Source organism: Stenotrophomonas sp. PAMC25021 (assembly GCF_004795795.1).
Taxonomy (GTDB): Bacteria; Pseudomonadota; Gammaproteobacteria; order Xanthomonadales; family Xanthomonadaceae; genus Stenotrophomonas; species Stenotrophomonas muris.
In genome coordinates this window covers 1,443,800-1,456,343 of the sequence record NZ_CP039255.1, presented here as the reverse complement: position 1 = coordinate 1,456,343, position 12,544 = coordinate 1,443,800, and the positions used below count along the sequence as shown (strand labels likewise).

At 63.6% G+C, this 12,544-nt stretch carries 11 protein-coding genes; 5 read left to right on the top strand and 6 right to left on the bottom strand.

Features of this window, described 5'->3' with window-relative positions; translation table 11 throughout:
- Positions 1 to 168: 168 nt before the first annotated feature.
- From E5790_RS06950 to E5790_RS06925, 6 genes are all read right to left on the bottom strand, one after another.
- Positions 169 to 1,140, bottom strand: a complete 972-nt coding sequence (locus tag E5790_RS06950) for an NAD(P)-dependent oxidoreductase (RefSeq protein ID WP_069118022.1) — start codon at positions 1,138 to 1,140, stop codon at positions 169 to 171.
- Positions 1,141 to 1,143: 3 nt separating this feature from the next.
- Positions 1,144 to 1,521, bottom strand: a complete 378-nt coding sequence (locus tag E5790_RS06945) for an SMR family transporter (protein ID WP_053494798.1) — start codon at positions 1,519 to 1,521, stop codon at positions 1,144 to 1,146.
- Positions 1,522 to 1,550: 29 nt separating this feature from the next.
- The gene (locus E5790_RS06940) at positions 1,551 to 2,957 is read right to left on the bottom strand and encodes a UbiA family prenyltransferase (protein WP_053494813.1); all 1,407 of its coding nucleotides are present in this window, start codon (positions 2,955 to 2,957) and stop codon (positions 1,551 to 1,553) included.
- 106 nt (positions 2,958 to 3,063) lie between these two features.
- Positions 3,064 to 5,745: a sulfatase-like hydrolase/transferase gene (locus E5790_RS06935; RefSeq protein ID WP_111205546.1), complete on the bottom strand. Its 2,682-nt coding sequence runs from the start codon at positions 5,743 to 5,745 to the stop codon at positions 3,064 to 3,066.
- Positions 5,746 to 5,891: 146 nt separating this feature from the next.
- Complete coding sequence (locus tag E5790_RS06930; protein WP_014645853.1) at positions 5,892 to 6,830, bottom strand: electron transfer flavoprotein subunit alpha/FixB family protein; 939 nt, start codon at positions 6,828 to 6,830, stop codon at positions 5,892 to 5,894.
- Entirely contained in the window at positions 6,830 to 7,576 is a 747-nt protein-coding gene (locus E5790_RS06925; RefSeq protein ID WP_014035896.1) for an electron transfer flavoprotein subunit beta/FixA family protein, read from the bottom strand. Before E5790_RS06925 ends, E5790_RS06930 begins: the two co-directional genes overlap by 1 nt.
- Before the next feature lie 247 nt (positions 7,577 to 7,823).
- Between E5790_RS06925 and E5790_RS06920 the strand changes: the two genes are divergently transcribed.
- The 5 genes from E5790_RS06920 to rfbD all read left to right on the top strand — a co-directional run bounded on the left by E5790_RS06920 (position 7,824) and on the right by rfbD (position 12,511).
- A complete protein-coding gene (locus E5790_RS06920) occupies positions 7,824 to 9,041 on the top strand; it encodes a hypothetical protein (protein WP_111205544.1) in 1,218 nt (405 codons plus the stop codon).
- Positions 9,042 to 9,109: 68 nt separating this feature from the next.
- Positions 9,110 to 10,165 carry a dTDP-glucose 4,6-dehydratase gene (rfbB, locus tag E5790_RS06915; protein WP_111205543.1) on the top strand — a complete coding sequence of 352 codons (1,056 nt, stop codon included), beginning with the start codon at positions 9,110 to 9,112 and terminating at the stop codon, positions 10,163 to 10,165.
- 14 nt (positions 10,166 to 10,179) lie between these two features.
- The gene (gene rfbA, locus E5790_RS06910) at positions 10,180 to 11,067 is read left to right on the top strand and encodes a glucose-1-phosphate thymidylyltransferase RfbA (RefSeq protein ID WP_053494803.1); all 888 of its coding nucleotides are present in this window, start codon (positions 10,180 to 10,182) and stop codon (positions 11,065 to 11,067) included.
- Complete coding sequence (gene rfbC / locus E5790_RS06905; protein ID WP_053494804.1) at positions 11,064 to 11,621, top strand: dTDP-4-dehydrorhamnose 3,5-epimerase; 558 nt, start codon at positions 11,064 to 11,066, stop codon at positions 11,619 to 11,621. Before rfbA ends, rfbC begins: the two co-directional genes overlap by 4 nt.
- Positions 11,618 to 12,511 carry a dTDP-4-dehydrorhamnose reductase gene (gene rfbD / locus E5790_RS06900; RefSeq protein WP_111205542.1) on the top strand — a complete coding sequence of 298 codons (894 nt, stop codon included), beginning with the start codon at positions 11,618 to 11,620 and terminating at the stop codon, positions 12,509 to 12,511. Before rfbC ends, rfbD begins: the two co-directional genes overlap by 4 nt.
- Positions 12,512 to 12,544 lie beyond the last annotated feature (33 nt).

Sequence of the window (12,544 nt, the reverse complement as noted above, 5' to 3'; positions counted from 1 at the left end):
CGACGTAGATCGCAGCGGCTCCCGTGCAAGGAGGTCATCGCCATTTCCTTGCTGTGGCAGCATCGTGGTGGTTTGCCGCGCTGATCTCTATCCCGCCTCGCCGGACTTTTCTCCGGCGAGGCCAGTGATACGGAGGCGACCCCATCCAGGTCCCTCCATGCAGATCATTCAGATCTGCTTCCGGTAATGTGCGTACGCTGCAACGAGCATGTCCTCGTCATTGCGTGTGGGATGCCAATCCAGAACTTCCTGCGTAGGTGCAATGTCGACCACGTAGTTGATGTCGGCGATCTGATACTGCTCCCGATGCAGCAGCGGTTTGCCCAGCTTTTCCAGAAGCGACAGGGTCATCTTCAACGGCTTGGCGGGTACCGGCACTACAATCGAGCGCGAGCCGATGCGCTTGATCGTATTGCGCAGCAACTGGCGAACTGGTGGTGCATCGCCCGATCCCAAGCTCAGTGCGACGGCGGGGAATCCCTTCTCGACCGCAGCAAGAATTGCGCTGACGACATCCTCCACGGCGATCATCTGGTAGCGGTTCCGACCGCTGCCGATGGTTGGCACGGGAAGGCCAAGGTCCATCAGCCGGAACAGCTTGATCAGGATGCCAAAGCGTCCGGGGCCCACAATCATGCGTGGACGCAGGACGGTAATCAGGTAGCCCTCGGTTCGTGCTTGTTCGCACAGCTGTTCCGACGCCGCCTTGCTGCGTCCATACGGACCCAGCGGGTTGCGTCGGTGCGTTGGAGGTACAGGCAGCGATTCCGGCAGCCCGTACACCATGTCCGTGCTGGTATAGATCAAGCGTGGCTGGCGCAGTTTACGCATCCACTTCAGTACATTGGCTGTACCGGTAACGTTGACCTCGGCGAACCAGGCGTCCTGCTCTTTTGCCGGCACGGCGTTATGGAATTGCCTTGCCGCAAGATGGTGGACGACATCACCTTCATCCAATGGCACGCGCGACAGCGCCGCAGTATCCAGAATATCCAGCTGGTGATGGACGACCCTGCCGGAGAATTCTGCAGGCAGAGGCAGCAGGTCAACGGTCTGAACCTGCTGGCCCTGTGCAAGGAGGGTCCGGACGAGATGCGATCCGGTGAAACCTGAGCCACCAATGACAATATGCTTGGTCACGGCTCAGCCCCCACGCGCGACGAGAACGACGCCAGCACAGATCAGCGCGATTCCAGCCAGCTTCATTACGCTGACCGGTTCACGGAAGAACAGATATGCAGCACCAACGACAATCACGTATCCCACGCTCAGGAAGGGATAAGCGAAACTCACCTGGACCTTGGAGAGGACGTACATCCAAAGCACGATGCTGATCGCATAGCACGACAGTCCGCTGAAGACCCACGGATTGAGGACAACGCGGATGGCGCCCTGTGCGAGCTCAAGCACGCCCTGGTTGGTCACCAGCGAAACATTCGGCATGCCTTTGCGAAGGAAAAGCTGCGCACTCGCATTGAGGGCTACGGAGAACAGAATGAGTGGGATGAATTTGAGATACATGCGATCAACTTTGGAATGATGAGGAGGCATTACCAGTGGCGTGTCGCCGCCATTACGATGATCAGCCCGGCGAGGCCGACGCCCTGGCTGACGCGGTCGCGCGCTGCGAACACGATGGGGTCATCATGCATGTCGCCCCGGTGGGCGACAAACCAGGCACGGCTGATCCAGTACAGCAGCACAGGACAGAGCAGCCAGAGCACTTGGGGCGTGGCGTACAGTCTGAGGCTGTCAGGGCTGTTGATGTAGAGGGCGAAGACCAGAACGCCGATATAGCCCGCAGCTGTCCCGAATGACTGCACCAGCGGCAGATCGGCCACGGAGTATCCGCGACCGGAGGCTTTCTGCTTTCCCTGCGTTGCAGCCGCGGTTAGTTCGGTATAGCGCTTGAGAAGGGCAAGGCTGAGGAAAATGAACATCGAGAACGCGAGCAGCCAGAATGACCGTGGCGAATCGATTGCAAAAGCGCCGCCGATGATCCGCACGGTGTAAAGCGCCGCCAACACCACGACATCGATCATCACGATGCGCTTGAGCGTGAACGAATAGGCCAGGGTCGTGATGAAGTAGATCAGCAGGACCAGTGCAAACGCAGGACTTGTCCACAGCGCCAGTGCGAAACCGGCCAGTGTCAACAAGGGGGTGGCGACCAGGCCATGAAACAGGGGCAAGGTCCCGGCCGCGAATGGTCGCTTCCGCTTCCGTGGATGCTGCCGGTCTGGCGCCAGATCCAGCAGGTCGTTCAGCAGGTAAACGCCGGATGCGCACAGGCCGAAGGCAAGGAAGGCGAGCGCCGCGTTTACTACGGCTTCTGGTTCGAACAGGCGGTGCGCGGTAAGCAGTGGAACCAGTACCAGAAGGTTCTTCAGCCACTGGTACAGCCGCAGGGCCTTGATCCAGGTGCGGAGCCCTCCGGGCTGTCCAGGCAGGTGGTCGATCAACCGGGTTTGCGCGCGGGCCTGGTTTGCCAGCGATCCGGTGGCGTTGACGACGACAGCACCTGCGGCGTGCTTCCAGACCGGCAGGTCAACGCGATGGTTGCCAAGATAGTCGAACCCCCGTTCCCCATAGCGCTCGACAAGGGCTTCAGCCTTGGCGTGCCCGGCCAGATTGCGGGCCCCATCGCTGGCGATGACCTCGTCAAAAACGCCGAGATGATCGGCGATCGGCTGGACCAACAGCCGGTCCGAGGCGGTGCACAGGACACGCGGACGCTGCGGTGTCGCGCGCAGCATGGCCACGACACGCTCATCGTATGGCAGGGTTTCAACCTGCAAGGCCACCCGGGAAGCGAGCTGGCGCTTAACATAGGCCTTGCCGCGCAGCAGCCAGAACGGTACCAGCAAAGCAAACAGCGGGTTGCGCGCCAGCAGGGCCAGCAGTGATTCGTACAGCAGGTCGCTACGCAGCAGCGTCCCGTCCAGATCGACGCACAGGGCTGCTCCCGGCGTCAACTCACCGGATCCAGCCGGTACATCATTGTGATGCGACATATGCCGCAGTTCCCCTCATCCAATAGTGCGGGGAGTATACGAGGGGGAGTTACATTGCGACAGATTCAGGTACCAGCGCGGGGGCGTGAAGGCAGCGCATCCCGGGACAGGCTGGAGCAGCCGGTTGAGCCGTCGCAGCCGGGGCCAAGTGCAGACGGTGCAGGGTAATCAGCTCGCAGTCCTCCGTAGCGCAGGTCGTTTGTCCAGGCACCAGCGTCAAGGTGAGCTGCCCGCCGGCGGCGCTGGACAGGCCTGCCAGGTCGATGGGGTATTCACGCGTCCCTGCTTCGATCTGAAGCAAGCCGAGCGGGGCGTCGTTGGCCAGCACCGTGAGCTCGCGAGGTGACTGCGCCGACAGTGAAAGGACTGCCTCCAGCCGGGCGGGCTCGGATGGCAGGCGCAGTCGTAGCGAGGCGGCCGCGCCACGAACGCTGCGCCCTTGGGGAGAGGGACCGTGCCAGCCACAGGAAATGAAACGATTGCTGGCATCGGCGCTGAAATCCACCGACGATCCCACAGGCAGTGCCTCGTAGGCAGGCAGCAGGGTATAGCCATCCAGTCGCACCGCAGCGTCTGGCGATACGCCGACACGGACTTCAGCCAGGGGCAGGTCTTCAGGGAATACATACCTGGCTTCCAGCATCGTCCCGTCACGTCCATCGGCCGTGTCCAGCAGCGCATGGCGGTCGTAGGTCTGTGCCCCGTAACTGGCAACGACGTCGGCCCAGGCACCGTTGGCGGGGTGGGCCACGCCCTGCAGGCTGAGGGTGTAGTTGCCTGCGCACAGATCCTGGTAGGCGCCATAGACCAAGGTCCCTTCCGCACCCTGCGAGAACAGCTTTCCATCCATCGCTTCACCGACGATCGTATGGCTCGCATCGAAGTGGGTGCGGATGATGAAATCGTTGCGCAGCTGGGATGCCGGGGGCGCTTCGCGTGCAGCCTGCAGCAGTTCCGGCACCAACGCGCCGGCCTTGAGCGATTGTTGTGACACCACGCGAGCCGTTCCGTCAGCGCTCCCCCACAGGCACCACTCATCGGCGGGCTGCCGTTCGTCGAACGCAAAGCAACGATCAATGTAGAGGACCTGCTGGGAATCACCGCCGGCCAGAAGGTGGCCAGAGCGGATGCCGTTCGTGCCAAGCTGGGCAATTCGGCCGCGGTCATCGGCAGCGATGGCCAAGGGCGGAGTCAGCGTCTGCTTACCCAACTGGATGACGCCATCCACCAACTGCAGGTGATCGTCGATCCGGCCCAGCTCCCATAGCGTGCTGGAATAGGCCATGAAACCTGGCAGGTGGTCCTCGCTGGCATCTGGTTCCCGACCGGGTCGGACACTCAATGAAGTACCTGCGCCCTTCACGGAAAGCTGTGAGCGGCCAAAGCCGAGTGCCACTCCCCCTTGCAGGGCATCAAGCAGTGAGGCGCCCGTATCGAGGGTGGTCGCGGGTCGATCAACCTGCCTCGCGCGCAGGTCGCTGCCGAACATGAGAAGAAGGTTGCTGCGATCAGCATCTCGCAGCAGGTCGGCAATGTCGTTGGGCAGGGCCAGATGGTCCGATGCAACAACAATGATTGTATTGCGAGCGTAGGGACTGGCGCGGATGCGGCGTACGAAATCAGCAACCAGTCGGTCCGAGCAATGGATTGCGTCGAGCATCGGCCTGCGCTGGCCAAGCCCCTCATAGGCGACATCGAGGCAGGCATGGGGGATGTGTCCGCTTGGATGATGTGTATCCAGAGTCAGGCCGACGAGGGCGAAAGGCGTGGTCTGCTGCGAGAGCGCAGCGAAGCGGTCCCAGAGCGCATCCAACAGGACATCATCGTGGACGCCCCATGGCGAGAAACGGTTGTCGCCCAGCTTCAGGCTCTTGAAATAGGAGCGATCGCGTACCGTGCCGAAGCCGTGGCTGGCGAGGAACTGTCCCTTTCCAGCGAAATCAGAAGCGGCGCCTCCGATGAACTCGACGTCGTATCCGCGCTCGCGCAGGTGATCGGTCAGGCAGTACGCGCCAGGCAGGAAGCGGCCGATGCTTGCATAGCCATTGGCGTCCTGGCTGAGGGAAAGGGGGACGCCGCACAGGGAACTGACCATGCCGGCGATCGTCCACGTGCCGCCTTCGCGCGAGTCCACGTGCCGGAAATCCACGGCCTCGCTGCGCAGCTTGTTCAACTCTGGCGCAAGGCCAGGGAATCGCGACTCATCGAGATAGGTGCGCTCGAAGCTTTCGGCGTAGAGAATCACCACGTTGCGGTGATTCCCGAGCGGGGCGTCGGGACGTACGTACTGGTCCCCTTGTGCCGGTGCAAGACGTGCCTGCCGATCCTGGCGTACCAGTGTCGCGACGTCGTAGACGATCGGATTGAAAACCAGCGTCGCCAGCAGAGAAGCCGCGAACAGGGGACCGGCGGGTGCCCACCTCCGTGCCGAATGCAGGCGGGGCATGAAAGCGAGGGCCAGGCATGCCACCAGTGCTGCCGAAAGCAGGCCGATGGGCAAGCTGAAATCAGCGGCGCCTGCGCCGCGCATGCCTGCGCGCAGATGATAGATCACGGCGTAATCGATGCCGTTGCCACTGAGTGCATCAATGAAAAGCCAGATCGCCAGCAGTGCTCCGCAGAGCGCAGTGACCAGCAGCTTCCATCGCTGTCCATGTGTGCAATGTCGCGCAAGCAACGCGAGCATTCCGATCCATGCCGCAAAAAACAGGCATTTCATCGCCATCTGCATTCTCTCCCTCCGGTTGGAGCGATGGGAGGGGAAATGCTACAGAATCAAGACAGCGCAAAAGGCGTGTTGCAATATGCCGACATGTTTTGACGAGTGGCAGGGTGGGCAATGTCTGCCCACCCTGCGAGTTGCTACGCAGGTTTCGACTACAGCGCCTTTTCCAGCTCCGGCAGGATTGCAAACAGATCGCCCACCAGGCCGATATCGGCAATCTCGAAGATCGGCGAATCCGGATCCTTGTTGATCGCGACGATCGTGCCGGCATCCTTGATACCGGTCAGGTGCTGGATGGCGCCACTGATGCCGACGGCCACGTAAAGTTCCGGGGCGATGATCTTGCCGGTCTGGCCGACCTGCAGGTCGCTGGGCACGTAGCCGGCATCAACCGCAGCGCGCGAGGCACCGACGGCGGCACCGAGCTTGTCGGCCAGCTGGAAGATGACCTTGAAGTTCTCTTCCGAACCGACACCACGGCCACCGGAGACCACGCGCTTGGCGCTCTGCAGGTCCGGGCGGTCGCTGGCACCAGCGGCGAGGCCGACGAAGCGGGTGTGGGTCGGCAGGGCAGCATCGACGCTGGCCGCCTCGATGGTCGCGCTGCCGCCCTGGGCGGCTTCCGGCCACGAGGCGGCACGCACGGTGGCGACCACGATCTGGTCGGCCGGGGCTTCCACGGTGATGATCGCGTTGCCGGCGTAGATCGGGCGCTTGAAGGTGTGGCTGCCTTCAACGCTCATCAGGTCGGAAACCTGGTTGACGCCCAGCAGGGCGGCCACGCACGGCATCAGGTCCTTGCCGAAGGTGGTCGACGGGCCGAACACGTGGGTGTAACCCTTGGCCAGCTGCGCGATCTGCGGTGCCAGCACCTGGGCGATGGCCTGCGCGTTGGCAGCGTTGGCCACGGTCAGGACCTTGGCGACGCCAGCGATCTTCGCGGCCTCGGCAGCCACGGCAGCCGGATCGGCGGCCAGCACCAGCACGTCGATGCTGGCGCCGCTGATGGCGGCAGCAGCGCTGACGGTCTTGGCGGTGGCGGCGTTGAGCTTGCCGTCGTGGTGCTCGGCGATGACGAGAATCCTGCTCATTACAGCAACCCCTTCTGCTTGAGTGCGGCAACCAGTTCGGCCGCGTCCTTGACCATCACACCCTTGCTGCGCTTGGACGGCGCGGCGTACTGGGTGGTCTTGAAGGTGTCGGCGGCTTCAACGCCGAGGTCGGCCAGCTGCAGGGTCTCCAGCGGCTTGGCCTTGGCCTTCATGATGTCCGGCAGCTTGATGAAGCGCGGCTCGTTCAGGCGCAGGTCGGTGGTGACCACGGCCGGCAGATCGACTTCCAGCGTTTCCAGGCCGGCGTCGACTTCGCGGGTCACCGTGGCCTTGCCGTCGGCAATGTCCAGCTTGCTGGCGAAGGTCGCCTGCGGGCGCCCCCACAGCGTGGCCAGCATCTGGCCGGTCTGGTTGGCGTCGTCGTCGATCGCCTGCTTGCCCAGGATCACCAGGTCCGGCTGTTCCTTCTCGATCAGCTTGAGCAGGGTGCGCGCGGCGGTCAGCGGCTGGATGGCCTGGTCGGTGACCACATGGACGGCGCGGTTGGCGCCCATGGCCAGGCCGTTGCGCAGGTGCGCCTGGGCATCGGCCGGGGCGATGGTGGCGACCACGACTTCGCTGGCGATGCCCTTGTCGCGCAGGCGCAGGGCCTCTTCCAGGGCGATTTCATCGAAGGGGTTGGGGGACAGCTTGACGCCGTCGGTGACCACGCCGGAACCGTCCGGCTTGACCTGAATGCGGACGTTGTAGTCCACCACGCGCTTGTACGCGACGAGGATTTTCATCTGGTACGGGGTCCTTCAATAACGGAGAGAACGTCCGGTCCTCGCACAGCAACCGGTTCGGGGGTGGGACCCCGATTCTAACTGGCCTTTGTCGACCATGCGAATGCGTATGGTGAAACGGCGTCCTGTATCCACGTCGCCTGAATGGCTACTCTAGCGGCCGGTTCCGCTGCCCCGCCACATGCCTTCATTGACCTCGCCCCCTCCATACCGCCTGCTGCTGGCGATTGCCGTTGCTGGTGTGGCCATGCGCCTGCTGTTCGTGCAATGGATCCCCTTGCAGCCCGTTGCCGATTTCGGCCGCTATCTGGAGGTTGCCAGCAGCGTTGCCAGCGGTGGCGGCTTCCGGATTTCAGGCATTCCCTATGTGTCCCAGCCTCCGTTGTACCCCGGAGTGCTCGGCGCCTGGTTCATGCTCACCGGCGTGAACGTGGGCGCGGGCAAGATTCTCAATGTCCTGCTCTGGGCCGGCACGCTGGTTTCGTGGGTCGGTCTGGGGGTGCGCCTCCAGCTGCGCCCGGCCTGGCAGGTTGCCTCTCTGGCAGTGCTGGCATTCCATCCGGCGCTGGTCGCCTACAGCAATGTACTGGGTACCGAATCGCTGTCACTGTTCCTTGCCGTGTTCGGCATGCTTGTGGCGGTCGTGCGTTTTCCGGGCCGATGGCTGCTGCTGGGAGCCGTGCTGGCACTTACCGCGTTGAACCGGCCACAGATGCTGCCGTTGCCGGGAGCCGTGGCACTGGCGTTGCTCCTGCGTGATGGGATGCGCATCGCCACCTGGCGGCGGATCAGCATGGTGGTGCTGGGTTTTCTGCTGGTACTGGGGCCGTGGACCCTGCGCAACGCAGTTCTTTTCGGCCAGTTTGTGCCCGTCAGTGCAAACAGCGGGTATGTGCTGATGGTCAACAACAACGATGCCAATGCGCATGGCGGGTGGATGCCCTTGAAGGATGTCCCCCTCCAGGCTGACGACAAGGCCCGGTTCGCCGATGCTGGATTTCCCCAAGGGTTCTTCAGCGGAGAAAGCGAGGACTGGAAGCTCCGCCACTGGACGCCTGCGGCCGACGTGATTGGCTCAGCAATTGGCCGCCGTTGGATTTCCGAACACCCCGGCCGCTTCCTGGAGTTGGCGCTGCTGCGCGTGCGCGGATCGTTCGATGTCGGCAGCCTCCTGCATTGGCCGTTCCTGGAGAGAGGCGGTGCTCCGGTGTGGCTGGGTAGGTTGACGCTGGCACTCAACATTGCGTTGACGGCCTGGACGATGGTTGCGCTGCTGCGCATCTGCCTCCACCTGCGCCGCTGGCAGCCCGTTCATTGGCTTGCCGTGGCCACACTTGGCCTGGGAATGGTGTCGATCCTGCTGTTCGAGGGGCAGGGACGCTACCTCCTGCCACTGGTCCCAGGGGCGCTGTTCATCATTGCCGCCGCGGGCAGGCTACGCTTGCCCAGCCGGATCAACGCTTGATATCCCGTGGTCCTCCGAACCCTTCGCTGCAGACACGTCCCAACCCGTACCAATCAGGAGAACAGGTAGTGCCCACATGGCTCGTCACCGGCGGTGCCGGATTCATTGGCGGTAACTTCGTTCTCGAGGCCGTCGCACGCGGCGTCAAGGTCATCAACCTCGATGCACTGACTTACGCCGGCAACCTGAAGACCCTGGCCAGCCTGGACGGCAACCCGCAGCATGTGTTCGTGCAGGGCGATATCGGCGACAGCGCGCTGGTCGCCCGCCTGCTGACCGAGCACCAGCCCGATGCAGTGCTGAACTTCGCCGCCGAAAGCCACGTGGACCGTTCCATCGACGGCCCAGGCGCCTTCATCCAGACCAATGTGGTGGGCACCCTGGGTTTGCTTGAAGCGGTACGCGACTACTGGAAGGCGCTGCCGGCCGAACAAGGGGCGGCCTTCCGCTTCCTGCATGTGTCCACCGATGAGGTGTATGGCACCCTGGGCGAGACCGGCAGGTTCAGCGAAACCACCCCGTACGCCCCGAATTCGCCGTACTCGGCGTCGAAGGCCGCTTCGGACCACCTGGTGCGTGCGTTCCACCACACCTACGGGCTGCCGGTGCTGACCACCAACTGCTCCAACAACTACGGCCCGTATCACTTCCCCGAGAAGCTGATCCCGCTGGTGATCGCCAAGGCGCTGGCTGGCGAACCGCTGCCGGTGTACGGCGATGGCAAGCAGGTGCGCGACTGGCTGTTCGTGTCCGACCACTGCGAAGCGATCCGCACCGTGCTGGCCAAGGGCCAGGTCGGCGAGACCTACAACGTCGGCGGCAACTCGGAAAGGCAGAACATCGAAGTGGTGCAGGCGATCTGCGCACTGCTGGACCAGCGCCGTCCGCGCGAGGACGGCAAGCCGCGCAGCAGCCAGATCACCTATGTCACCGACCGTCCTGGCCATGACCGCCGCTATGCGATCGATGCTTCCAAGCTGAAGAACGAGCTGGGCTGGGAACCGGCCTACACCTTCGAGCAGGGCATCACCTTCACCGTCGACTGGTACCTGGACAACCAGGACTGGGTCAACGGCGTGCTCGACGGCAGCTACCGCCTGCAGCGCATCGGCACCACGGACTGAACCCAGGAGACACCATGACCCAGCGCAAGGGCATCATCCTCGCCGGTGGCTCCGGCACCCGCCTATATCCAATCACCAAGGGTGTCAGCAAGCAGCTGCTGCCGGTGTACGACAAGCCGATGATCTACTACCCGCTCAGCGTACTGATGCTGGCGGGCATCCGCGAAGTGCTGATCATCAACACCCCGCACGAGCAGGCGCTGTTCCAGCAGTTGCTGGGCGACGGTTCGCAGTGGGGAATGGACATCCAGTACGCGGTGCAGCCGAGTCCGGATGGCCTGGCCCAGGCCTACCTGATCGGCCGCGACTTCGTGGCTGGCAAGCCGAGCTGCCTGGTGCTTGGCGACAACATCTTCCACGGCCACGGCCTGCGCGAGGTGCTCAAGCGTGCTGACGAGCGCGTGCACGGCTCGACCGTGTTCGGGTATTGGGTCAATGACCCGGAACGGTATGGCGTGGCCGAGTTCGACCAGGGCGGCAAGGTGATCGATCTGGTGGAGAAGCCGGAAAAGCCGCGCTCCAACTATGCGGTGACCGGCCTGTACTTCTATGACGGCAAGGCCTGCGATTACGCGGCCGAATTGAAGCCGTCACCGCGTGGCGAACTGGAGATCACCGATCTCAACAAGCGTTACCTGGCCGAAGGCGACCTGCACCTGGAGGCGCTCGGCCGTGGCTATGCGTGGCTGGATACCGGTACCCACCAGTCGCTGCTGGAAGCATCCAACTTCATCGAGACGATCCAGACCCGTCAGGGCCTGCAGGTCTGCTGTCCCGAGGAAATCGCGTTCGGCAAGGGCTGGATCAACGCTGGACAATTGGAAGCGCTGGCCGCGCCGTTGATCAAGAACAGCTACGGTGAATACCTGCATAAGCTCGCCGTGCGTGGAGTCGTTCCATGAAAGTGATTGAAACCCGGTTGCCCGGCTGCGTGGTGATCGAGCCGGCGGTGTTCGGCGATGCCCGCGGTTATTTCTTCGAAACCTGGAACGCCGAGCGCTTCGCCGCGCTGGGCCTGCCGGACCGTTTCGTGCAGAGCAACGTGTCGACCTCTGCGCAGGGCGTGCTGCGCGGCCTGCATTACCAATGGCCGCGGCCGCAGGGCAAGCTGGTCAGCGTGCTGGAAGGCGAGGTCTACGACGTGGCCGTGGATATCCGCCGCGGTTCGCCGACCTTCGGCCAGTGGGAAGCGGTGGTGCTGAGCGCGGAGAACAAGAAGCAGTTCTGGATTCCAGAGGGCTTCGCGCACGGTTTCGCCGTGCTGTCCGAGCGTGCGGTGTTCAGCTACCTGTGCACCGAGGTCTACCTCAAGGACTTCGATGCCGGCGTGCGCTGGAATGACGCCGGCATTGCCGTGGACTGGCCGGTCAGCGCACCGACCCTGTCAGCCAAGGACGAGAACGCACCGTTCCTGAAGGACATTGCTGAAGATCGCCTGCCGGTCTACGTGCCATGACCGTGCTGGTGTTCGGTGGCAACGGGCAGGTGGGCCAGGAGTTGCTGCGCGCGCTGGCGCCGCTGGGGAAGGTGATTGCAACCACGCGCAGCGGCCAACTGCCCGACGGAAGTACCTGTGAAACGGCCGATTTCGGCCAGCCCGACAGCCTGCCGGCATTGCTGGACCGCGTGCAGCCGTCGCTGGTGGTCAATGCGGCCGCCTATACCGCAGTTGATCGTGCGGAGCAGGAGGTCGATGCGGCCTTCGCTGCCAATGCGCAGGCGCCGGGCGTGATCGCGCGCTGGTGTGCGGCGCATGGCGTGCCGTTCGTGCATTACTCCACCGACTACGTGTTCGACGGCCAGGGCAGCGCGCCCTACCGCGAGGACCAGCCGACAGCACCGCTGGGCATGTATGGCACCAGCAAGCGCGATGGCGAGGACGCGGTGCGTGCGGCCGGTGGCCGCCATCTGATTTTCCGCACGGCGTGGGTGTATGCATCGCACGGCGCCAACTTCCTGCGCACGATGTTGCGTGTGGGTGCAGAGCGTGACGTATTGCGTGTGGTGGCTGACCAGATCGGTACGCCGACGCCGGCGGCGCTGATCGCCGATGTCACCGCGCAGGCACTGCAGCATCCGGGCCAGCTGTCGGGTATCTGGCACCTGACCGCCAGCGGCCGGACCAGCTGGCATGGCTTTGCCGAGGCCATATTTGCCGAGGCGTTGGCCAGCGGCGTGTTGGCCAAGGTGCCGACGGTCGAGGCGATTCCCAGTTCCGAGTATCCGACCCCGGCCAGGCGCCCGGCCTGGTCGGTGCTGGACAACCGCAAGCTGCAGCAGGATTTCGGCGTCGTGCTGCCGAGCTGGCAGGATGGCCTGAAGCGGGTGATGGCGGAGCTGGCCTGACGGCCGTAGCGCCGGGCCAAGCCCGGCGACGCA